Here is a 26765-nt window from a genome sequence, read left to right on the forward strand (position 1 = left end):
GCTACTTCCGGGGCCAGGCGTCCTTCATGGCCCCGGCCACTTCCCGCAGGGCGCCGGTGAAGGGCGAGCGCTTCCTCCAGATGAGGGCGAGCGTCCGCTTGGGCGCCGGGTCCGCGAAGGGGCGCACCCGCAGCTCCGAGCGCTTCACCTCCGTGGCCACCGCGAGCGCCGGTAGCAGGGTGACTCCCGCGCCCGACGCAATCATCTGCGTGAGCGTGGGCAGGCTCGTGGCGCGGAACTCCAATTCATGCGCGCGTGCCTTGGAGCACAGGGCGAGCGCCTGCTCCCGGAAGCAGTGCCCCTCGTCCAGCAGCAGCACGTCCTGCCCGCGCAGCTCCGAAGGAGAGGCCGCGCCCTTCTTCTGGCCCAGCGGGTGGTCCTTCGGCGTCACGAGGAAGAACGGGTCCTCCGCGAGCACCGCCGACTCCACGTCGCCCAGGTCCGCCTCCAGCGCGACGAGCGCGGCGTCCAGCCCGCCCCGCTCCAGCTCGCGTGTCAGCACCTCCGTCTTGTCCTCCAGCCAGCGCACGGTGAGGCGGGGGAAGTGTCTGCGCAGCGCGGGCGTCACCGCTGGCAGGAGGTAGGGCGACACGGTGGGGATGACGCCCAGCCGCAGGGTGCCGCTGAGCGGGTCACCCGCCCGCCGGGCCGCTTCGGTGAGGGCCTCCACGTCCACGAGCAGCCGCCTCGCACGCTCGACCAGTTGCGCCCCCACGGCGGTCAACAACACGCGCCGCTGGTCCCTCTCGAACAGTTGCACCTCCAACACGCCCTCGAGCTGGGCAATCTGCGCGCTCAGTGACGGCTGGGACACATGGCAGCGCTCCGCCGCCTTCCGGAAGCTCAGCGAGTCCGCCACCGCGACCACGTACTGGAGCTGGCGCAAGGTGAAGGGATGGGGCGCGAGGTTCATAGCCCCAGGCTATCGACTCCATCCAGCCGATGTCTTGGAGCGCTCAGCCCCGAAGGCGCATCTTCACGCCATCGCCTTCCAGGACTGGGAGCGGGACGAGCTCATCACCTGGTGCGACGCCGACTACGGCAAGCGAGTCGCGCAGGGGCTGGGGCGCTAGTCAGGTGAAGCAGGCGGGGGCGGCTACGGCGAGTCCGGGCTGCCCTCGTCCTCGGGGACGAGCACCGTCTTGAGCTGGTCCATCATGTCGGGCGACGCGTCGGTGAAGGCGAGGCCCAGCTCGAAGCGGGCCACGCCGCCGTCGGGGAGCTTCTTCGTCCACGCCACGCGTGCCACGCAGCTCAGCGATGTGCCGTCCTTGAGGAACAGGTCCAGCTCCAGGGGGCTGTCCTTGGTGTACTCCTCGTCGGAGTAGATGCGGATGCCGCCGAGGCTGGCGTCCAGCACCTGCTGCCGCCAGTCCACGCGCCGCAGTCGCGCCGGGCGCGCATACAGCGGCGCTGCGAGCCTGGGGAAGCGGCGGCGGTCCGACGGGGAGTCACTCTCGCTCACGCTGTGCCTCATGCGGCCTTCTCCGGGGGAGTGCCCGGCGCACCTCCCGGACAACCTGGAGGAGCATAAGGGATTCCCACATCTGCTAGGAAATCCGTCGCTGATGTTTCAGCCGGGCCGCCCCGGGTCTGAGCTGACGACGGTGGCTCGGACCCAGGGCCTGCCTGGCTGGTTACAGGGCGGCCTCGACGGCCTTCTCCAGCTCCGCGCGGGTGTGCCAGTCCACGGGGCGGCGTCCCGTCACCAGCTCCAGCGTCCCGTCGGTGAGGGCCACGGAGGCGTGCTTGTCCGTGCGCAGGTGGATGCGCTTCACCTTCTCGCGGAGGGTGGCGCGGCCGACGTCGTCCTTCACCAGGGCCTCCAGCACCTCGCGGGCGCGCTCCGCCAGGAAGCCGAGCGCCCGCAGCTCCTCCGCGCTCGTGGCGTCGACGCCGGGCGCGAGGCCCAGGGTGACGGACGTCTCGGTGGCGGCGCGCACGCGGGCCTCCACGGCGGCGAGCTGGCGGCGCAACTGGAGCAGCGAGGGGACGGGCACCGAGTCGCGCCTGAGCGCGCCGAAGGCGGGGATGTCGAGGATGGAGATGGCCTCGATGGTGCCCACGGGAATGAGGATGGCCTCGTCGTAGGGGACGCCGCTCTCGGAGGGCACGTAGAGGAGCACGGCGCGGCCCTCGCGGCGGTCCTCCAGTATCTCCCGCACGAAGCCGTTCACGCTGCGCCCACTGCGCAGGGAGAGGCCGAGGCGCGGGAGCACCAGGGGGATGCCGGCCTGCTGGCGCCAGGCGATGCGGAGCACCGCCTGCAGCGTCGCGTCCAGGCCCTTCGCCTCCCAGTCGAGGAAGGCGCGCAGCGGGTCCTTCGTCCCATAGACGTTGGGCAGCTCGGGCGCGGCCTCCAGCGCCTTCTGGATGGCCTGCTGCCGGTCCTCCACCTCGTCCACGTTGGTGGCGGGCTCGTGGTCCAGCGTGAGGACGCCGTCCCGGAAGGTGGCCAGGCTGGAGGCGGAGGAGTTGCCGGCGCTGTTGCGGATGACGACGCGCTTGAGCGAGCCCTGGAGCGACTCGCGCCCGAGGTCATCCTGGCTGATGGCGCGCAGCGCGCCGATGAGCGGGGCGAAGTAGACCTTCGGCCACGTCTCCTCGTAGAGGTGCTCGTAGCCCTCGGCGGCGAGGCTGGTCCAGTCCATCTCCACCGGCACGTCGAAGCGGGCGGCGGCGTCGATGTCCTTCTTCAGCTTCGGGTAGTGCATCTCCTCGAACTGCTTCGCGGCCTTGCGCTCGGCGATTCCCATGCGGCCTCCGGGGTGTGGACGGCCGGCAGTCTCTTCCAGGCGGCCGCACACCGACAACCCGGGGGATGGGCTATACCGCACGCCCTGATGACCCTCGTCCCGACGCTGTACGACTTCCAGGTCGCCTTGAGTCATGTCGACCGCTCGATTGACCAACCCACGCTGGTCATCAAGCTCGCGCGCCACCCGTCGGAGACGATGCAGCGCGCGTGGCTGCGGGTGCTCGCGTTCTGCTGGCTGTGGGAGGAGCGGCTGGCGTTCGGCAAGGGCCTGGCCGAGCCCGACTCGCCGGACATCGAGTGCCGCGACTACACGGGCCTCGTCACCCGCTGGGTGCGCGTGGGGAAGGCGGACCCGCTGAAGGTCCAGCGCGCCGTGGACCAGAACCCGCACGCGAAGGTGGCGGTGGTGTTCGAGTCCGCCCAGCGAATGGAGGCCTTCCTCGCCGAGGCGCGCGAGGCGAAGGCGACACGCGTCTCCAGGGCGGAGCTCATCGCGGTGGATGCGGACCTGCTGCGTGAGCTCTCCCAGTTCGACTCGCGGCGCATCAAGCTGTCGGTGACCTTCGTCGGCGACCACGCCTATGTCGAGTGCGAGGGGCAGAGCTTCGACGGCCCAATCACCCGCGCGACCCCGTGAAGCTGGAGCGCCATGTCGGAGGGCTCTCCCTCGCCCGGAAGGCCCACTACCTGCGCGCGCGCGGCTGGCGCGAAGAGGAGAAGGGGAGATGGTCCAACGACATCTTCGGCCTGCACCCGACGGCGAAGGCCCTCCATCACCAGCTCACCGATGACCTGAGCCAGGCGCTCCGTCAGCGGGGATGGCAGGTGCTCGGCTACTCCGAGCGGGGCTACGTGCAGCTCCGCGATGGTGAGCGCGGCAAGCCGTGCTCGCTGCCCAAGGCGCTGCGGACGCAGGCCCGCCGCGAGAAGCGGCCCGTCGCGGAGCTGACCTACTCCCTGTTCCTCGCGGCGCTGCTCGACGTGGAAGGCGGGTAGGACACAGCGGGCCCACCTGGATGCAATCGAGTTGCTCAGGCAATGATTGAGCTGCGCGGGAGGCTTTGCGATGGTTTCCCCCATGAAGCGTTGCCTCCTGCCCTGTCTCGTCCTCGTTGCCTGCGCCACGCCGCCGAGCACCGTGCCCACCCCGGAGCCCGTGGCCACCTCGTCGTCGTCGCTTCCCCAGGAGGTGCGGCTGGCCGACCTGCGCCAGCTCACCTTCGGAGGGGAGAATGCGGAGGCCTACTGGTCCTTTGGCGGCACGCAGCTCTCCCTCCAGGCCCGGCACGAGGGCATGGGGTGTGACCGCATCTACCGCATGGCCATCGACCCGGCGGCGGGCGCGAAGCCCACGGTGACGCCGGTGTCGAGCGGGAAGGGCGCTACGACGTGCTCGCACTTCCTGCCCGGAGACCAGGAGCTCATCTACGCCTCCACGCACCTGGGCGGCGAGGCGTGCCCGCCGCGCCCGGACCACTCCATGGGCTACGTCTGGGCGCTCTACGACACCTACGACATCTTCAAGACGCACGCGGACGGCAGCGGCGAGCTGGCCCGGCTGACGGAGACGCCGGGCTACGACGCCGAGGGCACCGTCTGCGGGAAGGACGGCTCCATCATCTTCACCTCCGTGCGGGATGGCGACCTGGAGCTGTACCGCATGGACCGGGACGGGAAGAACGTCCGGCGGCTCACGCACACGCCCGGCTATGACGGCGGCGCGTTCTTCAACGCGGACTGCACCAAGATTGTCTGGCGTGCCTCGCGCCCGCACGCGGGCAAGGAATTGGAGGACTACCAGGGCCTGCTCGCCCGGGGGCTCGTGCGGCCCACGAAGCTGGAGCTGTACGTGGCCAACGCGGACGGCTCGGAGGCGAAGCAGATTACGTGGCTCAACGCCGCCTCCTTCGCGCCCTTCTTCCATCCCAACGGGCGGCGCATCCTCTTCTCGTCCAACTACGGCGACCCGAAGGGCCGCGAGTTCGACATCTGGGCGGTGGACATCGACGGCTCCAACCTGGAGCGCATCACCCACGCCCCCGGCTTCGACGGCTTCCCCATGTTCTCCCCCGACGGGAAGTGGCTGGCGTTCTCCAGCAACCGCGCCACCGCGCCCGGGAAGAACGACACCAACCTCTTCCTGGCGCGCTGGGTGGAAGACGCGAAGCCCGCCACCGAGGCCTCGGCCGCGGACCGCATCAAGCAGGACGTCACCTTCCTCGCGGCCCCGGAGCGCGAAGGGCGCGGCATCGGCACCTCCGGGCTGGAGGCGGCGGGCCAGCACCTCGAGCAGCGCTTCCAGTCGCTGGGCCTCTCGCCCGCGGGGGACGGCGGCACGTTCCGTCAGGTGTTCCCGGTGACGACGGCGGTGAAGCCGGGCGCGGGCACGCAGGTGACGCTCGGCGGGACGGTGGTGCCGGCGGACGCGTACACGGTGCTGGGGTTCTCCGCGCAGGGCGTGGCGCAGGGGCCGCTGGTGTTCGCCGGCTACGGCATCGTCGAGCCGTCGCTGAAGGTGGACGACTACGCGAAGGAGTCGGTGAAGGGGAAGCTCGTGGTGGTGCGGCGCTTCGTGCCGGACACGGCCAACTTCTCCGACGCGGACAAGCAGCGGCGCTTCGGGGACCTCCGCTACAAGGCGTGGGTCGCCGCGCAGCGGGGCGCGAAGGCGCTCCTCGTCGTCGACTGGCCCGAGGCCCCCACGCCGCCCCAGAAGGACTGGCAGCTGCCGTCCGAGGCGTCACTGCCCGGCCTGTCGCCCGAGGGCCACGGCGACGCCGGCATCCCCGTGGTGGTGGTGAAGCGCGCGGCCCTGGCGCCGCTGATGGATGCGCTGACGCGGGGCAAGCGCGTCGAGGCCCGCGTCGAGGCGCGGCTCGACTTCGAGAAGCGTGACGCCTTCAACGTGGTGGGCCTGCTCCCGGCGGGCGAGGGGAAGCTGCCCGGTGCCATCGTGATTGGCGCGCACTATGACCATCTGGGCCTGGGCGGGCGCTTCTCGCTCGCGCCGGACCGGCACGAGCCGCACGGCGGCGCGGACGACAACGCCTCCGGCGTCGCGGGCCTGCTCGAAATCGCGCGGACGCTCGTGGAGCAGCGCGGGAAGCTCCAGCGCGACGTGCTCTTCGTGGCCTTCTCCGGCGAGGAGACAGGCGTGCTCGGGTCCACGTACTTCACGCGGCAGCGCGGCGACGCGGGGATGAAGGACATCGCGGCCATGCTCAACCTGGACATGGTGGGCCGGCTGCGCGCGGGCGGGCTGACGGTGCTGGGCGCCGAGTCGGCCGGTGAGTGGGGCCCGCTCATCGCCGCCGCCTGCGAGCAGGCCCGCGTGCCCTGCACGCCCAGCGGTGACGGCTATGGCCCCAGCGACCACTCGCCGTTCTACGCGGCCGGCGTCCCGGTGCTGCACTTCTTCACGGGGGCGCACTCGGACTACCACAAGCCTTCCGACACGGTGGACACCCTCAACATCGCGGGCACGGAGCGGGTGGCGCGTATCGTCTCCACCGTCGCGTTGTCGCTGGACGGGAAGACGGCGCTCACCTACCGGAAGGTGCCGTCACCCGCGCCGCGTGGGGACATGCGCAGCTTCAACGCCTCGCTTGGCACCGTGCCGGACTACGCGGGCCCGCCGGACGGACAGAAGGGCATGCTGCTCGCGGGCGTGCGGGCCGGGGGCGCGGCGGACCAGGCGGGCATGAAGCGCGGCGACATCCTCGTGCGGCTCGGCAAGAGCGTGATTGGTGGCGTGGAGGACCTGATGTTCGTGCTCAACGCCTCCAAGCCCGGCGAGACGGTGAGGGCCGTGGTCCTCCGCGACGGGAAGGAAGTGCCTCTGGAGGTGACATTCCAGGAGAGCAAGCGGCCCCGGTGAGGGAGGCCCCATGCCGCGCAGGACGAAGCTCGCGCCGCGGAAGACGCCCACCCAGGAGCGCTCGCGCGCCACGGTGGACGCGCTGGTGCAGGCGACCGCCGACCTCCTGGTGCGCGACGGCTACGAGAAGCTGACCACCAACCGCGTGGCCGAGCGCGCCGGAGTCAACATCGCGTCGCTGTACCAGTTCTTCCCCGGCAAGGAGGCGCTGGTGGCGGAGGTGCGTCGCCGCCACGTTGAGGCGCAGCAGGTGGCCATGCGCGAGGCCATGACGGAGCTGCGAGGCCAGGGACTGGAGGCGACGGTGCGCGCGCTCGTCTCCATGGGCGTCGCGGCGCACGCGGTGAATCCGAAGCTCCACCATGCGCTCACGGAGGAGCTGCCGGCCCGTGTCTCGCGCGTGGGCCAGCCGGAGGAGGACCCCGTGCTCGCCGAGGCGCGCAAGGTGTTCGAGCGCCTCTCCGTGGGCGTCGAGGACATGGAGCGGGCCCTGTGGATGGTGGACACCGTCGCGCACGCCGTCATCCACCGGGGCGTCATCGAGCGTCCCGGAGACCTCGCGAGCGGCGCGCTCACCGAGGAGCTCGTCACCCTGCTGCTGCGCTACCTGCGGCGACGGTGAGGGCGGTTACCGCGCGCGCCGCCACTTCACCTCGCCCGTGGCCGCCGCACCGCCGCTCGTGGGAACGGGAACGGTGTACGTCAGCTCGTCGCCGGTGAGCGTGAAGGTGCGCCGCTGCTCGGTGCCCTCCCAGTTGGGGAACGAGGCGTGGTCGATGTGGAAGGTGAGGGTGCCTTCCGCGCCGTCCACCGTGTACCGGCCGAAGTGCGAGTTGCTCCCCTGCACCGTGGCCTTGTACTCGTCCGGCGTGCCCTGGCTCTTGTCATTGGACGCGAACCGGGCGCGGCCCGCGCGGAGGATGTGCAGGGAGTAGCGGCCCTGGCCGTCGAATATGAGCAACCCCTGGGGCTGGGCGCCGTAGAGCTGCACGCGCCGGCCGTCGGGGTACACGTTGTCGCAGAGGACCAGCGTCCACGTCCCCACGAGCTCCTTCGCGGACACCTTCTCTCGCGGGGCGGCGGCCAGGAGCAGCAGGGACACGGCGGCGAGGGTGATGCTTCGGGACAGGTGCATGAGGTGCCTCACATGAGCAGTCCGCCGCCGTCCACGGAGCGGACGGTGCCGGTGGAGTCAAGTAACCGTATTGACGGGTTACGTGGCATGGATATGGGCTGGAATCTGTAACCTGTCAATCCGGTTTCATGATTTGCTGATGACGCACATGTCACGCTCGAAACGTCCCACCCCGGAACCGCACGTGGCGCCGACAGGCGAGCTGCGAGATGGGTTCAAGTTCCGCTCCGGCCGGTTGGCCCTGGACCTGCCGGCGTCGCTGGCCGCGCGGCTCAAGGCCGAGCCGCGTGACTTGCTCGCGACTCCGCATGACCTGGGCCGCTGGCTCGTGGCCGCGGGGCTGGCGGCGAAGGACCCGAAGCCCTCGGACGAGGAACTGCGCCAGGCGAGAGACCTCCGGGAGGCTCTCTACCGGCTGGCGCGGGCGAGCGTGAGCGGTGAGGACTTCGACGCGAAGGACCGGGCCCTGGTGAACCGGTGGGCGGCGGAGCCACCTCCGGCGCCGCAGCTCGGGTCCGAGGGGCTCACCTGGACGAGCGGCGGCGTGCGCTCCCTGTTGGCGGCGGTGGCGCGGGACGGCGTGGAGCTGCTCGGAGGTCCGCTCGCGGAGCGCATCCGCAACTGCGAGGGGGAGGGCTGCGCGTTGCTCTTCGTGGACACCTCTCGCTCCGGCCAGCGGCGCTGGTGCTCCATGTCTGGCTGCGGCAACAAGGCGAAGGTGGAGGAGTTCCGCCGCCGGCAGCGGGAGGACGGCCGCTAACGGTGCACGGTGCTCAGCCGCCCCGGGATGTGCGCCACCAGCACGTCGATGGCGGTGCGCACCTTCGAGGGCAGGTGCTTGTTCTGCGGCCACACGGCGAAGATTTCATTGCCGTAGCGAGGCAGGTCCCGGAGCACCAGGGTGAGCTGCTTCTTGCGCAGGCGCTCCCCGACGAGCCAGCACGGCAGCCACGCCAGCCCGGCGCCCTGCACGGCGGCGTCGGCGATGGTCTCCACGTCGTCGAGGCGCAGGCGGGACGGCACGGCCACCTGCCTCATGCCGCCCTGGCCGTCCGGGAAACACCACTGCTTGGACACGCCGTTGCGGCCGTAGACGACGGCCTGGTGCCGCGCCAGCTCGTCCAGCGTCCGCGGGCTGCCGTGCTTCGCGACGTATGCCGGTGAGGCGCACACCACCATCTCCTGCACCCCCAGCCGGCGCGCCGTCAGGTTGGCGGTGTCGGCGAGCGGCGCGACGCGGACGGCCATGTCGTAGCCCTCCTCGATGAGGTCCACCACGCGGTCGCTGAAGGAGATTTCCACCTCCAGCCCCGGATGCTCGCGAGACAGCTCCCACAGCAGTGGCGCCGCGCAGTGCCGGCCGAACAGCACGGGCATGCTCACGCGCAGGCGGCCGGTGGGGGCGCGGCGGCCGGAGTCCAGCGCGGCCTCGGCGGCCTCCAATTCCGCCAGCGCGCGCACGCAGCGCTCGTAGAAGGCCTGCCCGTCGTCGGTGAGGCTCTGGCGGCGCGTGGTGCGCTGGAACAGGCGCGTGTCCAACCGCTCCTCCAGCCGGGCAATGCTCTTGCCAATGGCCGAGCGCGACAGGCCCATGCGCTCGGCGGCGAGCGCGAAGCTGCCGGCCTCCACGGCCTGGACGAAGGTGAGCACTCCGCTGAGTCGGTCCGTCATGACGCTGCTCCGATTGGTGCCTCCCTGTCCGCAGTGAGTCGACGAAGTGTCGCCACTGGAGACGGGGACGCGTCTCTATATCCGGCGTGCGGCTTTCACGCATGAACCGGAGCGGACGATGAGCGGCACGATGAAGCAGTGGCAGTTGGAGCAGCCCGGCCGGCAGCACCTGAGGCTGGCGGACGTGGCGATTCCGAAGCCGGGCGCGGGCGAGGTGCTGGTGCGCGTCTCGGCCGTCTCCCTCAACTACCGCGAGAAGCTCCTGCTGGATGGCGGAGGCTACGCGGGCATGACGGGGCCCCTCGTCCCGACGTCCGACATGGCGGGTGAAATCGTGGCCACCGGCGCGGGCGCGCGGCGCTTCCAGGAGAGCGCGCGAGTCATCGCCAACTTCCAGACGGACTGGGTGGACGGGCTGCCGCCCCGTCAGATGCGCAGCCTGGGCGCCTCGGCCCCCGGCGTGCTGGCCGAGTATGTGGCCATGCCGGAAGGCTGGCTGGTCGCCTCGCCCACGACGGTGGACGACGCGCAGGCGAGCACGCTGCCCTGCGCGGGGCTCACCGCGTGGACGGCGCTGATGGGCTCGGGCGCGCCGCTGCCGGGACAGACGGTGGTGACGCAGGGCACGGGCGGTGTGTCGCTGTTCGCGGTGCAGCTCGCCTCCGCGATGGGGGCGAAGGTCATCGTGCTGTCCGGGGACGAGGGCAAGCTCGTCCGCGCGAAGGCGCTGGGCGCGGCGCACGGCCTGCACCGGGGCCACACGCCCGACTGGGACGCGGCGGTGCTGGAGCTCACCGGGGGCCAGGGCGCGGACCACATCCTGGAGCTGGTCGGGGGCGACAACCTTGGCCGCTCCGCGAAGGCGCTGGCGCCGGGTGGACGCATCTCCCTCATCGGCGTGTTCGAGGGCTTCGACGTGCGCTTCCCCACCGTGCCACTGATGCAACGGCATGGCATCATCCAGGGCATCTTCGTCGGCCACCGGCGCGGCCTGGAGGACCTGGTGCGCGCGGTGGACGCGCTCGCGCTCAAGCCGGTCATCGACACCGTGTATCCGCTCGCGGAGTTCCCGAAGGCGCTGGAGCACCTGGACCGCGGGCCCTTCGGCAAGCTCGTCGTCCGCGTCCGCTGACTGTTCCTCGCAGCGGTTCCATGGCGTGATGGCTCCCGGAAGGGAGCACCGGAACATGGCGGAGAAGCAGGACTGGGGGCGGGAAGCGCCCGCGCAAGAAGTGTGGGCCCGCGTGGAAGCGGCGGGGACGCCCGGGTGGCGACACGAACTGGCCTCCTGGTGGCAGGGAGTCTCCGGGAAGGGTGTCCTCTTCCACGAGGGAGACCTGGAGGCCGACTCGCTCGTCATCGGCCCCCGGCCGCTCGTCGTCTCCGGCAGCGTCCGGCTGAAGGGGCTGCTCGAGGACGGCCACGCGGCGGACCACACCCTCCTGGTGGTGCTGGGAGATTTGGAGGTGGAGAACGTGGCGACGTTCTCCGCCATGTTCATCGCGGGCAACGTCCGGATTCGGGGACTGCTCTTCGGCGACTCGTATGGGGATGACGTCTTCCGTGTCGGCGGTGGGCTGAAGGCGCGTGCCCTCGTCGAGCAGCACCACCACCTCCGGGTGGACGGCCCGCTGGATGTGGACGTGCTCGTGGGCGACAAGCTCACCGCGACGGAGAAGCCCCGAAAGAAGCTGGAGCCGCACGAAGCGCTCCTGCCAGGTGCCTTCACCGTGGAGGACGAGGACGAGGGCGACGTCACCGACTCGACGGTGGACAAGAAGGGGCTTCTCGCGAAGCTGCGCGCGGGGCAGCCCCTGCTGGCGGACACCCGGCTCGGTCCCGTGGAGAAGGCCATCGCCGCCGTGAAGGAGAAGGCGGCGCGGGGCGAGAAGGCGACTCGACTGGGGCTCGCGCAGAAGAAGCTGAAGGCCATCCCCGAGGAGGTCTTCTCCCTCACCGGGCTGGAGAGCCTCACGCTGGACACCAACGACATCGCGGAGATTTCCCCGCGCATCGGTGAGCTGCGGGCGCTGAAGAGCCTCAGCCTGGAGAGCCTGCCGCTGACGACGCTCCCCGTGGAGCTCTGCCGCCTCCCCGCGCTGAAGAAGCTGAGCCTCCGTTACTGCAACAACCTCACCCGGCTCCCGGACGCGTTCGGCGAGCTGGAGGCGCTGGAGGAGCTGTACCTGGACGCGATGGCGCTGGAGGGCTTCCCCGAGGTGCTGACGCGGCTGCCGCGGCTGAAGAAACTCTGGTTCTGGCGCTTCTTCAAGACGACGCCGGGCCGGGTTCAGCTCCTGGTGGACGGGCTCGGGCGGATGCCGAAGCTGACGCACGCCGGCTTCTTCCAGGGGGAGCTGTCCGCGCTGCCGGGGGGACTCGCGCCGCTCGCCCGGCTCAAGCAGTTCAAGCTGGGGCTGGACCGCGTCCCCGAGCCGGAGGTGAAGCGACTGGAGGCGGCGCTGCCTCCTGGACGGCTGCACGTGGGGCACTGAGCCGGTGCACTACAAGCGCGTCGTGGCGCTGACCCGCATCGCGCAGACGAACCTGCGCGAGCTGAGCTGAGGGGCGCAATCGGGGGGCAGTTCCAGCGGCTGTGGGGCCAGGGTAGATTCCGCCGCACTTTCCTGGCGGCGGAGACTCGCATGCGAAGAATCCCTGGACTGACGTGGCTGAGCACGGCGCTGCTCATGGGCTGTGGCGGAGGAGCGGGCGGGGCGCTGGTGGAGGAGGAGCCACCGCCCCAGGCGGTCTGCGACATCACCGTCTCGGGTGCGGTGACGGGAACGCCCGTGTGTCGCAACGCGTCGCTCACCTACAGGGAGACGACTGACGACTTCAGCCTCACCCTGGACACAGGGACGGGCGCGAAACCCCTGGTGCAGATACATCCGAACGCGAATGGCCGTCCCTTCGTGGGGGACTTCGTCGGCCCCACCTCCGAGGTGGACTGCGCCGTGACGGTCCGCGACGGCGGCAAGGCCTGGTATCCGTACTACGAGGACCCCCGCGCGGGCGTGTCGCTGCGCGGGAGCTGCACGCTGACCTTCACGCAGGTGGAGGTCTACGTCGACAGCGGCACCGTCGTGTCGTACCGCTTCAAGGGCACCATGCAGGCACACCTGCTGGCCCTGGAGTCCTCGGGCGCCACCGGCACCGTGGACGTGGTGATGAACTTCACGTTGTGACGAGGGATTGACGGGCGCGCGAGGTGTCGTTACCTTGCGCGCATCCTCTCGACGTGGCGCCGCAGCGCCTCTCGCGTGAACTCCTCTACAGCTTGAGCTGAAGCCTCCCGGCGCCGCCTCCTCGTGGCAGCACGGCGTGAGCGGCTCGCGTCGTTCCCATTCCCAGCTCGCACGCTCGCGGGGCCATGAGGGCCTTGCCGGCTTCGTGCGTCCTTCGTGTCTCGGAAGGTGCACGGAGTCACTCCGGCCGTCCATCGCGGCCGGTCACCCGTCCCTCGGGGATTCAGCCACCCCGCGGGCTCGTCGTTCCCTCGGCTGTTCCGATGTATCGCTGTCAGTCGTGTCAGAAGTCCGTGGGTCCGGGTGTGTCCAGCCAGCTCGTCACCGTGGCCACGCGGCTCACCGAGTTCCCCGCTCGCCCCAGCACCCAGCGCTACGCCCAGGGCCGGCGCGTGAAGTGGAATGACGACCCGGGAGGCACGGGCCTTCAGATTGCCCGTGAGCTGCGTGTCTGCGCCGCGTGCGCCGCCACACGCCAGCGGCGCAGGCCCGTGCTCGTGTCGTGACGGGCGCTTCCGGCGAAGGGCGGTGCGGGCCCTTCGCCGGAGGACTTCTCGGGCTCACGCCGCACCATGGGGCTCCGGGCGGTGTGGCGAACTCGTCCCGCTGGTGCTGGACGAGCTGCCGCGCCGCACGGGCCACCGGAACCTATCGTCTGTGCTCGACCATCCCTGCTGCGCAGACGGAGTGCGCAAGCCCCGAAGCCAGAGGATCAGGGCACGCCACCTCGGTTCGCATGCCGCGGTGCGTGCGGGGCGGAGTGCCGTGCAGCCAGACCCCGCGACCGGGAAGTCAGGCCCCCCACTCAGTCGACATCACCCCCCCCCTCGGGGAAGGGGTCGCGGCGGAATGAACGTTCCTTCCGCGAGGCGGGTCGCCCGGAGGGGTGGGGACATGGGGAAGAAGTGCGCGATTGCTGGAGTATTGCCACTCCGTGAAAATGCGCGAGGCGGTAGGGGCTCCCGCAGGTGCATCTCCAGGGGGCAGGTCAGGCCTGGCGGGCGAGAGGCCTGTGGCCGATTCCAGGGCAGCAGGCCCGTCGCCATCCGTAGAGGGGCGGTGATGTCTGCACTTCCCCGCGCGGTCTCCAGCCGCGACGCCCGAAAGCGTCGCGGCGGCTCGTGGAGGTCGTCGCGTCCGGGAAGGGAGATGACGGTGACGGACGACACGCGGGAGCGGAGCGGGCAACCGCCTCAGCGGCAGGGGTAGTTGCTCCGCGTGCACGTCACGCCGCCGTTATAGGCGTCGTTGAAGTGCGTGTAATACGCGTCGTACATCGGGTGCACGGAGCCCGTTTCGGGAGCCATCTTCACGAAGAGCTCCTCGTTCTCGCTCAGCGCGTCCTGGGACCAGTTCTGCGAGCCCGAGTAGACGCGGTACGCGTAGCTGGAGCCGTACTTGCCGTACACGAGGAAGAACTTGTCGTGCACCTTGTCGCGGCGGTGGATGGCGACGCCCGCGTCGAGCAGCTCGTTGTAGACGGACTGCGACATGTCGATGCCGTCCGTCGAGTTGCCGCTCACCACCATCCACACCGCGCAGCCCCCGGCCTTCATGCGCTTGATTTGCGCCAGCAACTCGGGCCGCCCGGTGGTGACGAAGGCCATGCCGATGCGCACCCGGCAGTTACCATCCGGCGTGACGTCATTCAGGCGCGTGACGATGGTGTCCGTCTGTCCCGCCGCCTCGGGCGAGGCGTACGCGTCCGCCGGGTTCGTCAGGTAGTAGCCCCGGCCACTCGCCGAGTCGTAGTAGTCGTTGCCGGCGTAGTGGCGCCGGTTCCACATGTCGGAGTGGTTGGCGTTGAGGCCGTCGTACAGCGTGACGGCGTCGTACACGGTGAGGGTGTTGTTGAACGCGTCCGTGCCGCTCGTGTACGTCAGGTTCGCCGAGCCGAACCAGGACACATAGGGGCGCAGCACCCCGTTGGGGTCCTTGGTGGCGCTGAACGTGAACATCTTCGTGTGCATGTTGCTGGCGGACGTGGTGCTGATGCAGCCGCCGCCCCCGCTCGAGTTGGTGCAGAAGCGCGTGTTGGCGACCTGCCGGATGGTGTTCACCGCCGGGTCCGTGGACGGCGCATTCTTTCCGTCCAGCACCAGGTACACCGTGACGCCGCGCGTGTTCTGCGCCGCGAGCAGCGCATCCGCGACGCCGTCGATGCTCAGCGAGTGGATGGCACCGCGGATGGTGCCGCCCGCCGGGACTTCGTTGATGAGCCGCTTCAATTCGTCGGTGATGGTGTAATCCCGGCCGCTGTACGCGGGCGGGTTGTTGAAATGCGCCCACACGAGCTTGCCGCCCAGCGTCCCGGACGCGGAGCGGATGCCGCCCTGGAGCGTGCCCAGGTCCGCGTCACCGACGTCGGGCTCGGAGGGTGGCGGCTCGCAGCCGATGACGGCCGACGTGCAGAGGACGATGGCGAGTGCTCGCCGAAGCGAAGCGGACTTCCAAAGCATGGTGCTCTCCCGGAGGTTCATCGCCGCCGTGCTACGGGATGAAGGTGTGGATTCCGGGTAAAGCACTTGAAACGTGCCAATGCCAGAGGGGCGCCGCGGACCCCGGTGTACGATGTCGACGCGTCACCGGCTCCCCGCAGGAGGTCCCATGCACCGCCTCTCGTTCCTCGTCGCCTTCCTCGTGCTCGCGGGCGCGGCGCGTGCTGCCGATGACGCCGCGCTGTGGCAGGCCGCGTACACGCTGGACAAGCCGGGGAAGGGCGAGGGGGCGGAGGCCGTGCTGCTGAAGGGCGGCGCCGCCGCGTACGACGTGCTGGTGAAGCTGGCACGGGTGAGCGGCGAGGAGCGCGCGCTGGCGCTGGCCGCCGGCCCGAGGCCCTGCCCGATGTTCGCCGTGCACATGATGAGCATGGGCGGGCAGCTGGGGCAGTCCCGGCTGCCGGAGAAGACCTCGAAGCTGGCCCTCAAGCTGCTGGTGCAGTCCCCGGAATTGCGCCAGCGCGCCGAGGCGTCGGCGGAGCCCTTCGACCGTGCCCTGGCGCTGCTGGCCGCGGACGGCATACCCGATGCGCTGCCCGGTGCCGTGGAGCGGCTGGCCGGGGAGAAGGAGCCCTGGCTCGTGCTCTGGGCGGAGTCGTTCGTGCAGTGCACGGTGATGCGGCAGGGAGCGAAGGCGGCGTCGCTGGGCGAGCCGCTGAAGGCGCTGTCCGAGCGGGCCCGCGCGTTGCGGGAGGCGAAGACGTGCCAGGAGCCCTCGCAGGTCGACGCCCGGTGGGTGGAGCTGCTGGCAACGGGGACGGCGACCGCGAATGGCTGGTCCCGCTCCAACGACGAGCTACGGGTGCCGGTGCGTGCCGGGCCGGGTGAGTCGCTGGAGGTGGCCCCGGGCTGCGCGGTGGCGCTGTACGAGGCGGTGGCCGAGCGCGGCCGGTACCTGCCGGAGTTGCTGGTGCCGGTGGCCACCGACCAGTGGATTGCCGTGGGAAGCCGGCAGGCGGCCGGGGCGCGCGCGGTGAAGGACCTGGAGCGCTACCCCGAGGACCAGCGCAACCGGCTGGCGGCGAAGCTCGTCAACGCGGGCTTCACCGTCCCGCTGAAGGTGACCTTCAAGGTGGAGCACGCCTTCGTCCAGGAGGAGGAGCTGGAGGCGGCGGCGCGGCAGGGCCACCCGCAGGCGAAGGCGACCATCCTCCAGACCGTGTTCTGCCGGGACACGGGTGGCGGCTCGGGCGTGCAGCTGCTCGGCTTCGTGAAGGGGCGGGAAGCGGCGGACACGGCGTACCAGCTCGCGCGCAAGTGCCCGCGCGCCCGCGCGGATGCCACGGCGGCGCTGCTGCGGTTGAAGGACCGGCGGGCCCTGGAGCTGCTCGGCCCGTCGCTGGAGAGTCCGGGCTTCGGCCGGGAGGCGCTCCACCAGGCGCTGATGGAGTCGCTCACCCCGCAGGTGGCCACGCGGCTGCGCGCGCTGGTGGAGAAGAAGGCCCCCGGCGCGGAGGAGACGGTGCGCCTGCTGAAGGCCGCGCAGGTGATGCGGGACTAGGAGGCGCGCGTCAGCTCGCGAGCAGGAAACCGCTGATGCGCTCCGACAGCCAGCGCCGGAACGCGTCCGTCGTCGGCGGGCAGTGGAGGCAGTCCTTGATGAACTCCTGGTCCGCGAGCGTGGGAAAGAGCTCCGGCGCGCGAGCGAGCAGCTTCTGTCCCGGGATGCTCACGTCCAGGTCCGCGCCCAGCACCATCGTGGGCGCCTTCAGCCGTGAGAGCTCCTCCGGCTTCGCGAGCGCCGGCACCCGCATGTCCATGTTGTACGCACGGAAGGCGTCGCCCAGGTAGGGCCTCCAGTCGTCATCCCGGGTGGTGAGCAGGTTCCGGGTGAACGCCTCCAGGCGCCGCTCCGAGGGGAACAGGCGGTAGAGCATCATCGGGAGGCCCAGCTTGGTGAGCCCGTCCCACGGCGAGCCATTCACCACGCCGGCAGGGACGAGGAGGGCGAGCCGGTCGATGCGCTCAGGCGCGGACGCCGCGAGCCGGATGGCCACGAAGCCGCCCCAGCTCACTCCCACCACGTGCGTGCGCTGGAGTGACAGCCCATCGAGCACGTCCGTCAGCCACGCGCCGTACTCGTTGTTGGTCACCGAGGGCCGCGCGTCCGCGCTCTTCACCGACTGCCCGACGATGTCCACCGCGTGGACGCGGAAGCGCTCCATGAGCGGCGCCAGCTCGTGGAGCACGTGTGCGGAGCTCGCCAGTGCGCCGTGGAGCACCACCACGTTGGGGCCGGCTTCCGGGCCACCGACGAGCACGTGGGTGTCGCCGAAGCGCGTGCGCACCGTGCGGCTCTCGGTGGGCACCTTCAGGCGGCTGCGGAAATGGTCGTACCACTTCAGGAGCACACCCTTGGCCTGCTCGCCTCGAAACGCGGACTTCATCGGACCTTCCTCCGAGACGGTTTCTTCGTGGGACGGAGGCCCTCCAGGTGCTGGAGGACCAGGTGCTCCACCAGCGACACCGGAGTGCCGTGCGCGCCCTGCACCCACGAGATGAGGGCGAAGTAGAAGAAGGAGAGGTACGCGACGGCGAACAGCGCGCCGTCCACGTCGGGACGCAGCTCGCCCCGGGCAGCGGCCTCGGTGGCCAGCTTCGCGAGCGCCCCATGCACCATGCCCGCCTGCGCGGTGAACTTCCCGGCCCAGGGCGCGTCCGCGAAGAGCGACTCCTTGAGCAGGGTGCGCGAGAGCTTCGGCCGCCGCTGGTAGTAGGCGAATACGGCGCGGGTCAGCGCGGAGAGCTGTGACTCCAGCGGCCCCGGGCCCAGCCCGGAGAGCGCGCGCCGCAGCGTCTCGTCCAGGTCATCGAACAGCGCCGCGTGGAGCAGCTCCCGCTTGTCGCCGTGGTGGTGGATGACCGTCCCGGCGGACACCCCCGCCCGCGCCGCGATGGTGCGGAGGTTGGCCGCCTCGAAGCCGACGCGCTCGAACTCCTCCCGCGCCGCCTCCAGCACCGCCTTGCCGGTGGCTTCCTTCTGCGTCGCCCGCACGCCGGGCTGTTTCCTGGATTCGTTGGACACGTTCAATGAACGTGTTTAACGAAAGGGCGCGAGGATGTCCAGCCGACGTCGGGAAGGGGAGCGCGGCGGCGTCCAAGGGGCGCCGCCGCTCGAGACAGCGTCACTGCGCGGTGGCGCCTCCGTCGAGGACGAACTCCGAGCCCGTCATCAGCTTCGACTCGTCCGAGGCGAGGTAGACGACGGCGTACGCGAAGTCATCCGGCTCGCCCAGGTGGCCCAGGGGGATGGTGCGCGCCATGTTGGCGCGGGCCTTGGCCGCGTCACCGCTGCTCTTCGCCAGCGCGTCCACCATGTCCGTCTCGATGAACGTGGGGTGGATGGAGTTGCAGCGGATGCCGTAGCCCTTGTACGCGCAGTGCATGGCTACCGACTTGCTGAGCATGCGCACCGCGCCCTTGGCCGAGCCATACGCGACGATGGTGGGCACGCCCAAGAGGCCCGCCACCGAGGACACGTTGATGATGGAGCCCTTCGCCCCGCACTGACGCATGGCCTTGATGGCGTGCTTGCAGCCCAGGAAGACGCCGTCCAGGTTGACGGCGTGGACGATGCGCCACTCCTCCAGGGAGATGGACTCGATGTCCTTGGGGATGCCCATGCCGGCGTTGTTGACCAGCACGTCCAGCCGGCCGAAGTGCGCCAGCGTGCGCTCCATCGCGCTCGCCCAGTCCGCTTCCTTCGTGACGTCCAGCGGGAGGAAGAGGCCCACGCCCTCGCCCAGGGACGCGACGAGCGCGAGCCCGTCCTGCTCGCGCTCCTTGCGGTCCGTCACCACCACCTTCGCGCCCTCGCGCGCCAGCATCCGCGCCGCGGCGCTGCCCAGCCCGCCCGCGGCGCCCGTCACCAGTGCCACCTTGCCTTCGACTCGCTTCATGACTCAGACCTTTCCGTTGGGAGTGAGCAACACCTTGCCGCCGCGGCCGCCCTCCATGGCCCGCGCCAGCGCGTCCTTGATGTCCTCCAGCGCGAAGGTGCCCTCCACCGCCGTCTTCAGGGTGCCGTTGGCAATCAGCCCCGCCAGCCGGGTGAAGAGGGCGCGCTGCTCCTCGCGCGGGGTGCGCTTCATCCACAGCACCAGCCAGAAGCCGCGCAGGGTGATGTCCTTGAAGATGGTGGCCGCCGTGGACAGCTTCGGCGCCTTGCCGCTCATGCCGCCGTAGTTCACCACCACGCCGCCGGTGGCGAGCGAGTCGCCCAGGCGCATCGTGGAGTCACCGCCCACCGCGTCGAAGGCCAGCCGCACCTTCGCGCCGCCCGTCACCTCGCGCACGCGCTCGGGCAGGTTCTCCGCGTCCACCAGCACCGCGTCCGCGCCCAGTGCCGTCAATTCCGCCGCCAATTCCTCGCGGCGCACCACATTCACAGTCTTGTACCCGGCCAGCTTCGCCAGGGTGATGACGTAGCGTCCCACCGCCGAGTTCGCGGCGTTCTGCAGCACCCAGTCCCCGGGCTGCAGGGTGACGAACTGCCGCAGCATGATGTCCGCGGTGGGCGGGTTGACGAACATCATCGACGCCTGCTGCACGTCCGTGCCCGGGGGCAGCGGCATCAGCGCCTCGGCGGGAGCGGTGAGGTGGGTGCGCCAGGTGCCCGCGCCGAGCGGGAGGAACACGAGGTCCCCCACGCGCACGGCGGTGGAGTCCTTCACCTCCACCACGCGGCCCACGCCCTCGTTGCCGGGGGTGGCGGGCAGCTTGGGGAGCTGGCCGTACTGGCCGGTGAGGGTGAGCACGTCGGAGGGGTTGATGGGGGTGGCCAGCACCTCCAGCCGCGCCTCGCCGGGCTTCAGCGCCGCGTCCGGCTCCTCCACCAACTCCGTCACCTTCAGGGGATGTCCGAAGGTCGAGAACCGCACTGCTTTCATGCGTCGCTCCGTGTCCGAGGGGGAAAACCGGACCCACCCTAGCGGCCTTGCGAGCGGGAGCCGAGCGTGCAGGCAGGCACTGTCACCCGGCGTTCCCCGGCTCCGGGGGCGATGTGGGACAGGCCCGGAGGGTGGTGTGGGACGGGCTCGGGTGTCCACCCTCGAACGCGGAGGGCAGGCAGCGAACGCCTTCCGACAGTCCGCCCTCCCCGGCGGCGATCACGCTGCTCACCTTCAATCCAGGCCCAAGGGTGGGTGGGACGGCGAAGAGGGGGCGAGGGTGAGCGACGCGCACGGGGAGGTGTCCCTGGGCCAGCCGATGGGTGCCGTGATGACGGTGCCCGTGCTGCCTGGAAACGTGCGCCGGCGGATGACGGGGCTCTTGCGCCCCCTCTTCGCGCTGGCCGGAATGGGGATGCTGGCGCTGCTGGTGCGCAAGGCGGGCGCCCGCGAGCTGGGCGCGGTGCTGGCGGACGCCGCGAGCTGGATGCCCTGCGTGGTGCTGCTGGAGCTGGGCCGCCAGTGCATGGACGCGCTGGCCACGCGCTTCTCGTATGGCGCGGGCGCGGAGAAGGTTCCGCTCTCCGTGCTGGCGCGCGCGCAGCTCATCGGCACGGCGGTATCCAGCATGGCCCCGGCGGGCCGCGCGGCGGCGGAGGCCACCAAGGCGGCCCTCCTCGCGCCTCATATGGGCGGCGCCAACGCCACCGCGGCGGCGGCCACCTCGCAGTCCGCGTCCCTGGCGGCGGGGGGCTTCATCTCCTTCCCGTGCGCGGTGGCGTCATACCTCCTGACGGGCTTCTCGATTTTCACGGTGGCCATGCTGGCGCACGGCGTGTTGCTGGTGCTGCTGTCGGCGGGCGTGCGCGCGTGCATGCGCGCGAAGCGGCCCGGCGCGTGGATGGCGCGGCGCTTCCGCAGGTGGGCCTCGCACGCGGAGCAGTTCCAAGCGTCCGCCCGGTGCGGCGCGCTGTTGCCCTGCCGTCCCACGCTGGCCTTCCTGGGCAGCCGGGTGCTCCAGGTGTGCCAGTACGCGGTGCTGACGCACGCGGTGGGCATCGACACCTCGGTGGTGCAGGCCCTCTTCTCGCAGGGCCTCTACCTCTGCGCGCTGGCGGTGGGCTCGCTGGTGCCGGGGCAGGTGGGAGTGAGCGACGGCGCCTTCGCGCTCGCGGCGGGTGTGCTGGACACCACGGCCGCGCGCGCCATGTCGGTGGCGCTGCTCGGGCACCTGGTGCAGCTGCTCTTCGTCGCGGCGGGCGCGCTCACGCCGCTGGTGTGGCGAGCGCGGGCGACTCGGCCCGCTTCACCCGCACCGGCGTGCCACTGAAGGCGGCGTTGCCGCTGAGCGCGTCGAGCGCCCGTTCATCGGTGAGGTCGTTGATGCTGGCGCCCGCGCTCCCGGTCGCGACCTGGAGCCGCGTGCCCTGGCGCCCGTGCCCGTAGCCGTGCGGCAGGCTCACCACGCCGGGCATCACGTCGTCCGTCACCGCGACGGGCACCGTCACCTCGCCCACGCGGGAGGTGACGGTGACGTCCGCGCCGTCGGTGAGGCCCAGCCGCGTCGCGTCCTCCGGGTGCACCATCAGCGTGCAGCGCGGCTTGCCCTTCACCAGCCTGGGCACGTTGTGCAGCCAGGAGTTGTTGTCGCGCAGGTGGCGCCGGCCGATGAGGAGCAGCTCGCCGCTTGCCACCTCCGGAGTGGCGGCGTCGAGGAAGCGCTCGCGCAGCCGCTTCACGTCCGCCACCAGCAGCTCCGGGGCGAGGTGGATGCGGTGGTCCCTCGTCTGGAGGCGGTGGGGGAGGCAGGGCTTCAGCGGGCCCAGGTCCACGCCGTGCGGCGCCTCGCGCAGCTTCGCCAGGGAGAGGCCCTGCTTCAGCGGGTGGAAGCGGGCGCCGTGGGGCCCCAGCCGAAGGCCCAGGTCCAGCAGCCGCTCCGGGCCCATGCGCGACAGCGCCTGGTACTTCAGCGCGGCGCGCAGTGACTTGCGGCCCTTGCGCAGCACCTCCAGCCGGTGCTGGAGCGAGAGGAGAATCTGCCAGTCGTGGCGCGCGTCGGGCCCCGGCTCGAAGAGGGCGGGCGAGTACTTCGCCGTGTTGCGCACCGCGAGCACGTGGAAGGCGATGTCGTAGTGGCTGCGCTCCAGCGGTGACACGGGCGGGAGGATGAGGTGCGCGTGGCGCGTTGTCTCGTTGAGGTACGGGTCGATGCTCACCATGAAGTCCAGCCCGCTCAGCGCGCGGTCCAGTTGCGCGCCGTTGGGGGTGGACAGCACGGGGTTGCCCGCGAGCGTGACGAGCGCGCGGATGCGGCCCTCGCCCGGGGTGAGGATTTCCTCCGCGAGCGCGGCGACGGGCAGCTCGCCGCCGAACTCGGGCAGCCCGCGCACGCGGCTCTTCCAGCGGCCGATGCTGCCGCGCCCCAGGCCCAGCGCCTTGGGGCCGCCGACGATGTCGAACGCGGGCAGGGTGAACATGGCGCCGCCCTCGCGGTCCAGGTTGCCCGTCACGGTGTTGAGGACGTTGATGAGCCACTGGCACAGCGAGCCGAACGGTTGCGTGGACAGACCCATGCGGCCGTAGCAGACGGCCCCTTCCGCGGCGAGGAAGTCCCGGGCGAGGCCGCGCATCGTCTCGGGCGCCACGCCGGTGTGCGGGGCCACGCGCTCGGGCGTGAAGTCGCGGGCCAGCTCGCGCACCGCGTCCAGGCCGTCCACGTGCGCGGCGAGGTGGCCAGGACGCGGCGTGCCCTCCACCACGGCCACGTGCAGCAGGGCGAGCAGTAACAGCGCATCGGTGCCGGGGCGGATGAAGACGTGTGCGTCGGCGATGCGGGCGGTCTCGGTGCGGCGCGGGTCGACGACGACGACGCGGCCGCCTCGCTGCTGAATCGCGCGCAGGCGGGTGCGCACGTCGGGGGCCGTCATCAGGCTGCCGTTGGAGGCCAGCGGGTTGGCGCCCATCACCAGCATGTACCGGGTGCGGTCGATGTCCGGAATCGGCACCAGGAGCTGGTGGCCGAACATGAGGTACGCGACGAGCTGGTGCGGGAGCTGGTCCACCGACGTGGCGGAGAAGCGGTTGCGCGAGCGGAGCGTCCGCAGCAGCTCGGGCCCGAACATGATGCTGCCCAGGTTGTGGACGTTGGGGTTGCCCAGGTACGCGCCCACCGCGTCGCGGCCGTGCTCTTTCTGGATGGCGTGGAGGCGGCGCGCCACCTCGTCCAGCGCGTCCTCCCAGGAGACCTGCTCCCAGCCGCTCGCGGTGCGGCGCATGGGGTGGCGCAGGCGGTCCGGGTCCTCGTGCAGGTCCTTGAGGGCCAGCGCCTTGGGACAGATGTGGCCGCGGCTGAACGCGTCCTCCTCGTCGCCGCGGATGGAGGTGATGCGCTCCCCCTCCAGCTCGATGCGCAGGCCGCACATGGCCTCGCAGAGGTTGCAGGTACGGAAGTGGACCCGGGACGCGGCGGAGGCGCTCATGGCCCGGACTCTACAACGCCCCGGGCCGCCGACACGGCACGGTGCCCTTCAGTCGTAGACCCGACGGAAGGTCTTCGAGAGCCACTGCTCGATTTCACCCTGGCTGGCCGCAGCGGCGTACCGCCTGGCGAAACTGGAATCCCAGCCCCACGCGGCGGACCCGTGGAAGGATGGTCGCGAAAGGGAGAGCCTGACATGCATCGCGTTTCGTCGTTCATCGTCGCCGTGGGACTGCTGCTCGTGCCGTCCGTCGTTGGAGCCCAGGCCGAGGGCGCGCGGAAGGAACAGTCCTTCCAGCTGAAGAAGCGGCAGGCCGCGGTCGGCGACGTGGACACGGTGGACCTGCAGGTGGCGCTGCGGCTGGCTTTCGAGCTGACCGGGCCGGAGATCGAGCCCGAGCCGCTGAACGTGTCGAGCACGACGGTCAGCCACTGCACCACGACCGTGCTCGCCGCGCGCAAGGGCATCATCGACCGGCTGAAGGTGGCCTTCGGGGACATGTTCGACGAGACGGAGGAGGGCGGCAAGAAGGAGCGGCAGGCCAGCCCGATCAGCGGCAAGACGTACCTCGCCGGGATGACGAAGGGGCGCCTGGTGGTGACGGATGAGGCGGGCAAGCCCGTCTCCAAGGAGGAACAGGCCGCCGTGAAGGAGAACCTGCCGGAGCTGGGCAAGGCGGACCCGCTGGAGGCGGCGCTTCCCGACAAGCCCATCCGCGTGGGGGACAGCCTGGACCGCTTCGCCAAGGTCTTCACCGAGGAGTTCCTCCAGACGGGGGACCCGTCCACGCGCTTCCGTGGGACTCGCATCCGTCTCTCCGAAATCACCCAGGACGCGAAGGGCCCCGTGGGCATCTTCAGCGTGTCGACGACGATGACCCTCAAGCAGGCCGACTCGCCCGTGGTGATGACGATTCCCCTGGAGGGAAAGCTGTCCATGCTGTCGGAAGGCGCCCGCTTGCTTGAGTTCTCCCTCGCCGGCCCCGCGCAGGTGGCGCTGCTCGAGGAGTTTCGCAACCAGGGCGTGACGGTGGAGGGCGAGGGAGAGATGAAGCTGCACCTGACGTGCTCGGTTCCTCAGTGAGGAATTGGGACCAGCAGCGTGCGCACCTCGTCGAGGAGCGCGGAGAGCACCGCCTCGCGCGAGGCGGCCGAGTCCCCTGGCGCGTACTCGACGAGGCTCGCGCCCACCAGGTGGAGGGACTCGCGGAGGGCGCGGAGCTGGGCGACGAGCAGTGCCAGCTCCAGCCCGTGGGGCGTGGGACACGCGACGTCGGGCAGCTCGCCCGGGTCGGTGACGTCCAGGTCCATGTGGACGTAGACGTGGCGGAAGCCCGAGTCGCGCAGGGCCTGGGCCAGGGCGCCCGGCCGCGAGCGCAGGTCCGTGGGCGTGAAGCGGCGCAGCGCGTGCTCGCGGATGAAGTCGGCCTCGGGCGGGTCCAGCTCGCGCACGCCCGCGAGGAACACCTGCCGGGGCTCCAGGTGGGGCCGCGCGCCTTCGACGAATGCGGGGGCTCCCTGACCCAGCAGCACGCGCAGCGGCATGCCGTGGAAGAGCGCGCTGGGCGAGCTGTCAGGCGTGTTGAGGTCGGCGTGGGCGTCGAACCAGACCACGGCCAGGTCTCCGCCGAGCCGGGCGTTGAGGTAGCTGACGGGGGCCACCTCCACGCCGCAGTCGCCGCCAATCGTGAGCACCCGCGCGGGCTGGTGTTCGTCCAGCAACCGGCGGGCCGCACCAAGCTGTTCCACCAGCTCGCCATGTCCCCACACGCCCGCCTCGCGGCGCAGCGGATGCACGGAGGGCACGTCCACCCGGGCCCACGGGCCCACCCCATCGAGTCGTGCGCGCAGCCGCCGCGCTCCCGTCTCCAGCGCTGGCACTTCACCCGCGCCCTGCCACTGCGGAAAGAAGAGGCCGAGCGAACCGTTTCGTATCGTGGGGGGCGTCATTGGTCTGCCTTTCCAGTGCGGGTCGTGCTCGCACTCCCGGTCGGCGTGCAGCGTAGGCGCGTCATGGCCTGACGGGGATGACGTGTTGCGTTGCCGTTACCCTGCCGCGCCGCGGTGCCTTGCTCGCATGGCCGACGGCCCACCGACACGGCGGGGCCGTGACATGAGGCTGACAAAGAATTGTCAGTGTAGGGGGTTAGAGGTTCTCACATGTTCCTGCACGCGCTCGGCCACTTCCACCCGCCCAACCTCCTGACGAATGCCTTCTTCGAGGAGCTGGGCCTCGACACGAACGACGCGTGGATTCTGGAGCGGGTGGGCATCCGCACGCGGCACACGGTGCTGCCGCTGGACTACCTGCGCGAGACGCGCAACCGCGACGTGCGCGCGGCGCAGGAGGCGGCCCTCTTCAGCAACGCGGAGACGGGGCGGCGGGCGGCGCTGATGGCGCTGGAGCGGGCAGGGCTGAAGCCTTCGGACATCGGCCTGGTGGTGGCGGGCGGGTGCAGCCCGGACGAGTGCATTCCGGCCGAGTCCAACCGCGTGGCGCAGCTGTTGGGCATCGACGCGCCGGCGGTGGACCTGCAGAGCGCGTGCTCGTCGTTCTGCATGCAGCTCCACTTCCTCACGGGCATGCGGCCGGAGCGTCTGCCGGACTACGTGCTGGTGGTGAACATGGACAACTCCACGCGCGTGGTGGACTACACGGACCGCTCCAGCGCTGTGCTGTGGGGAGACGGCGCGTCGGCGGCGATTCTGTCCCCGAGGATTCCGGGGCGCTGGCAGGTGACGGAGACGCTGCTCGCGGGAGACCCGGCGGGCGCGGACAAGGTTCGCGTACCGCGCATCGGCCACTTCACCCAGCAGGGCGGCGAGGTGCAGAAGTTCGCCATCCGCCGCACGGGGGAGACGTTCCAGGACCTGCGCGGGCGCTACCTGGCGAAGCACCCGGCGAAGGGGCAGGGGGACGTCACCTTCATCGGACACCAGGCGAACCTGCGCATGCTGGAGTCGGTGCAGCGGCGCTGCGAGGTGCCCGATGCGCGCCACGTCTACAACGTGAACGTGCGAGGGAACACGGGCTCGGCGGGAGCACCGGGCGTGCTCAGCGAGCACTGGGATGATGCGTCGCTGGGCGACGCGGTGGTGCTGAGCGTGGTCGGCAGCGGGCTCACCTGGGCGGGCGCGCTGCTGGAGCGCACGGCGGTCGCGAAGCCGTAGCGCGAGGGCCGCACCCAGCGCTTTCGTAGGGTCGGGCCCA

At 70.9% G+C, this 26765-nt stretch carries 26 protein-coding genes; 14 read left to right on the plus strand and 12 right to left on the minus strand.

Translation table 11 applies throughout. From position 1 onward, the window contains the following. Position 1: 1 nt before the first annotated feature. Positions 2–913 carry a LysR substrate-binding domain-containing protein gene (locus tag G4D86_RS04745; RefSeq protein ID WP_163989889.1) on the minus strand — a complete coding sequence of 304 codons (912 nt, stop codon included), beginning with the start codon at positions 911–913 and terminating at the stop codon, positions 2–4. A gap of 34 nt (positions 914–947) precedes the next feature. Here G4D86_RS04745 and G4D86_RS53710 point away from each other — a divergent pair, with 34 nt between their 5' ends. Continuing rightward, on the plus strand, positions 948–1073 hold the full coding sequence (locus tag G4D86_RS53710; RefSeq protein WP_275899096.1) for a hypothetical protein: 126 nt from the start codon (positions 948–950) through the stop codon (positions 1071–1073). Between the two features lie 23 nt (positions 1074–1096). Here the strand turns inward: G4D86_RS53710 and G4D86_RS04750 are convergent, their stop codons facing one another. Together G4D86_RS04750 and G4D86_RS52060 are read right to left on the minus strand one after the other, a co-directional pair. Next, positions 1097–1465, minus strand: a complete 369-nt coding sequence (locus G4D86_RS04750) for a PilZ domain-containing protein (RefSeq protein ID WP_240360047.1) — start codon at positions 1463–1465, stop codon at positions 1097–1099. 172 nt (positions 1466–1637) lie between these two features. Beyond that, positions 1638–2756 (minus strand): hypothetical protein, encoded by a 1119-nt coding sequence (locus G4D86_RS52060; protein WP_205519462.1) that lies wholly within the window; start codon positions 2754–2756, stop codon positions 1638–1640. An 87-nt stretch (positions 2757–2843) separates the two neighbouring features. Between G4D86_RS52060 and G4D86_RS04760 the strand changes: the two genes are divergently transcribed. The 4 genes from G4D86_RS04760 (at position 2844) to G4D86_RS04775 (ending at position 7257) form a co-directional block, all read left to right on the plus strand. Next, entirely contained in the window at positions 2844–3395 is a 552-nt protein-coding gene (locus G4D86_RS04760; protein WP_163989895.1) for a YaeQ family protein, read from the plus strand. Continuing rightward, a complete protein-coding gene (locus G4D86_RS04765; protein WP_163989898.1) occupies positions 3392–3754 on the plus strand; it encodes a hypothetical protein in 363 nt (120 codons plus the stop codon). The genes G4D86_RS04760 and G4D86_RS04765 overlap by 4 nt, the downstream gene beginning before the upstream one ends. An 82-nt stretch (positions 3755–3836) precedes the next feature. Continuing rightward, entirely contained in the window at positions 3837–6635 is a 2799-nt protein-coding gene (locus G4D86_RS04770; RefSeq protein ID WP_163989900.1) for a M20/M25/M40 family metallo-hydrolase, read from the plus strand. 10 nt (positions 6636–6645) lie between these two features. After that, a complete protein-coding gene (locus G4D86_RS04775; RefSeq protein ID WP_163989903.1) occupies positions 6646–7257 on the plus strand; it encodes a TetR/AcrR family transcriptional regulator in 612 nt (203 codons plus the stop codon). A gap of 6 nt (positions 7258–7263) precedes the next feature. Here the strand turns inward: G4D86_RS04775 and G4D86_RS04780 are convergent, their stop codons facing one another. Beyond that, on the minus strand, positions 7264–7770 hold the full coding sequence (locus tag G4D86_RS04780) for a lipocalin-like domain-containing protein (RefSeq protein ID WP_163989906.1): 507 nt from the start codon (positions 7768–7770) through the stop codon (positions 7264–7266). Positions 7771–7918: 148 nt separating this feature from the next. Between G4D86_RS04780 and G4D86_RS04785 the strand changes: the two genes are divergently transcribed. Then, positions 7919–8530, plus strand: coding sequence for a CGNR zinc finger domain-containing protein (locus G4D86_RS04785; protein WP_163989908.1), 612 nt, complete (start codon positions 7919–7921; stop codon positions 8528–8530). Here the strand turns inward: G4D86_RS04785 and G4D86_RS04790 are convergent. Beyond that, positions 8527–9441 (minus strand): LysR family transcriptional regulator, encoded by a 915-nt coding sequence (locus G4D86_RS04790; RefSeq protein WP_163989911.1) that lies wholly within the window; start codon positions 9439–9441, stop codon positions 8527–8529. The two genes, G4D86_RS04785 and G4D86_RS04790, sit on opposite strands and share 4 nt — an antisense overlap. Before the next feature lie 118 nt (positions 9442–9559). On the opposite strand from G4D86_RS04790, the gene G4D86_RS04795 reads away from it, so the two are divergent. The 4 genes from G4D86_RS04795 (at position 9560) to G4D86_RS04810 (ending at position 13195) form a co-directional block, all read left to right on the plus strand. Beyond that, on the plus strand, positions 9560–10573 hold the full coding sequence (locus G4D86_RS04795) for a zinc-dependent alcohol dehydrogenase family protein (RefSeq protein ID WP_205519464.1): 1014 nt from the start codon (positions 9560–9562) through the stop codon (positions 10571–10573). A gap of 55 nt (positions 10574–10628) precedes the next feature. Next, positions 10629–11936: a leucine-rich repeat domain-containing protein gene (locus G4D86_RS04800; protein ID WP_163989914.1), complete on the plus strand. Its 1308-nt coding sequence runs from the start codon at positions 10629–10631 to the stop codon at positions 11934–11936. Between the two features lie 150 nt (positions 11937–12086). Next, positions 12087–12629 carry a hypothetical protein gene (locus G4D86_RS04805; protein WP_163989916.1) on the plus strand — a complete coding sequence of 181 codons (543 nt, stop codon included), beginning with the start codon at positions 12087–12089 and terminating at the stop codon, positions 12627–12629. Between the two features lie 365 nt (positions 12630–12994). Beyond that, a complete protein-coding gene (locus tag G4D86_RS04810) occupies positions 12995–13195 on the plus strand; it encodes a hypothetical protein (protein ID WP_163989919.1) in 201 nt (66 codons plus the stop codon). Positions 13196–13882: 687 nt separating this feature from the next. Here the strand turns inward: G4D86_RS04810 and G4D86_RS04815 are convergent. Then, positions 13883–15148 carry a phospholipase D-like domain-containing protein gene (locus G4D86_RS04815; RefSeq protein ID WP_240360048.1) on the minus strand — a complete coding sequence of 422 codons (1266 nt, stop codon included), beginning with the start codon at positions 15146–15148 and terminating at the stop codon, positions 13883–13885. Positions 15149–15296: 148 nt separating this feature from the next. Between G4D86_RS04815 and G4D86_RS04820 the strand changes: the two genes are divergently transcribed. Beyond that, a complete protein-coding gene (locus G4D86_RS04820; RefSeq protein WP_163989923.1) occupies positions 15297–16688 on the plus strand; it encodes a hypothetical protein in 1392 nt (463 codons plus the stop codon). Between the two features lie 10 nt (positions 16689–16698). Here the strand turns inward: G4D86_RS04820 and G4D86_RS04825 are convergent, their stop codons facing one another. From G4D86_RS04825 to G4D86_RS04840, 4 genes are all read right to left on the minus strand, one after another. Next, positions 16699–17574: an alpha/beta fold hydrolase gene (locus G4D86_RS04825; RefSeq protein ID WP_163989926.1), complete on the minus strand. Its 876-nt coding sequence runs from the start codon at positions 17572–17574 to the stop codon at positions 16699–16701. Beyond that, complete coding sequence (locus tag G4D86_RS04830; protein WP_240360049.1) at positions 17571–18182, minus strand: TetR/AcrR family transcriptional regulator; 612 nt, start codon at positions 18180–18182, stop codon at positions 17571–17573. The genes G4D86_RS04825 and G4D86_RS04830 overlap by 4 nt, the downstream gene beginning before the upstream one ends. Before the next feature lie 130 nt (positions 18183–18312). Then, complete coding sequence (locus G4D86_RS04835; RefSeq protein ID WP_163989931.1) at positions 18313–19086, minus strand: glucose 1-dehydrogenase; 774 nt, start codon at positions 19084–19086, stop codon at positions 18313–18315. Between the two features lie 3 nt (positions 19087–19089). Continuing rightward, entirely contained in the window at positions 19090–20076 is a 987-nt protein-coding gene (locus G4D86_RS04840; RefSeq protein ID WP_163989934.1) for a zinc-dependent alcohol dehydrogenase family protein, read from the minus strand. Between the two features lie 280 nt (positions 20077–20356). Here G4D86_RS04840 and G4D86_RS04845 point away from each other — a divergent pair, with 280 nt between their 5' ends. After that, on the plus strand, positions 20357–21406 hold the full coding sequence (locus G4D86_RS04845; RefSeq protein ID WP_240360050.1) for a lysylphosphatidylglycerol synthase domain-containing protein: 1050 nt from the start codon (positions 20357–20359) through the stop codon (positions 21404–21406). Here the strand turns inward: G4D86_RS04845 and G4D86_RS04850 are convergent. Then, positions 21342–23555, minus strand: a complete 2214-nt coding sequence (locus G4D86_RS04850; protein ID WP_163989936.1) for a molybdopterin oxidoreductase family protein — start codon at positions 23553–23555, stop codon at positions 21342–21344. The two genes, G4D86_RS04845 and G4D86_RS04850, sit on opposite strands and share 65 nt — an antisense overlap. Before the next feature lie 195 nt (positions 23556–23750). Between G4D86_RS04850 and G4D86_RS04855 the strand changes: the two genes are divergently transcribed. Further along, the gene (locus G4D86_RS04855; protein ID WP_163989939.1) at positions 23751–24638 is read left to right on the plus strand and encodes a hypothetical protein; all 888 of its coding nucleotides are present in this window, start codon (positions 23751–23753) and stop codon (positions 24636–24638) included. On the opposite strand, the gene G4D86_RS04860 is transcribed toward G4D86_RS04855, so the two are convergent. Further along, positions 24632–25504 (minus strand): arginase family protein, encoded by an 873-nt coding sequence (locus G4D86_RS04860; protein WP_163989942.1) that lies wholly within the window; start codon positions 25502–25504, stop codon positions 24632–24634. The genes G4D86_RS04855 and G4D86_RS04860 overlap by 7 nt on opposite strands. A gap of 210 nt (positions 25505–25714) precedes the next feature. On the opposite strand from G4D86_RS04860, the gene G4D86_RS04865 reads away from it, so the two are divergent. After that, complete coding sequence (locus G4D86_RS04865) at positions 25715–26725, plus strand: 3-oxoacyl-ACP synthase III family protein (protein WP_163989945.1); 1011 nt, start codon at positions 25715–25717, stop codon at positions 26723–26725. Positions 26726–26765: the final 40 nt, after the last annotated feature.

Source organism: Pyxidicoccus caerfyrddinensis (genome assembly GCF_010894405.1).
Taxonomy (GTDB): Bacteria; Myxococcota; Myxococcia; order Myxococcales; family Myxococcaceae; genus Myxococcus; species Myxococcus caerfyrddinensis.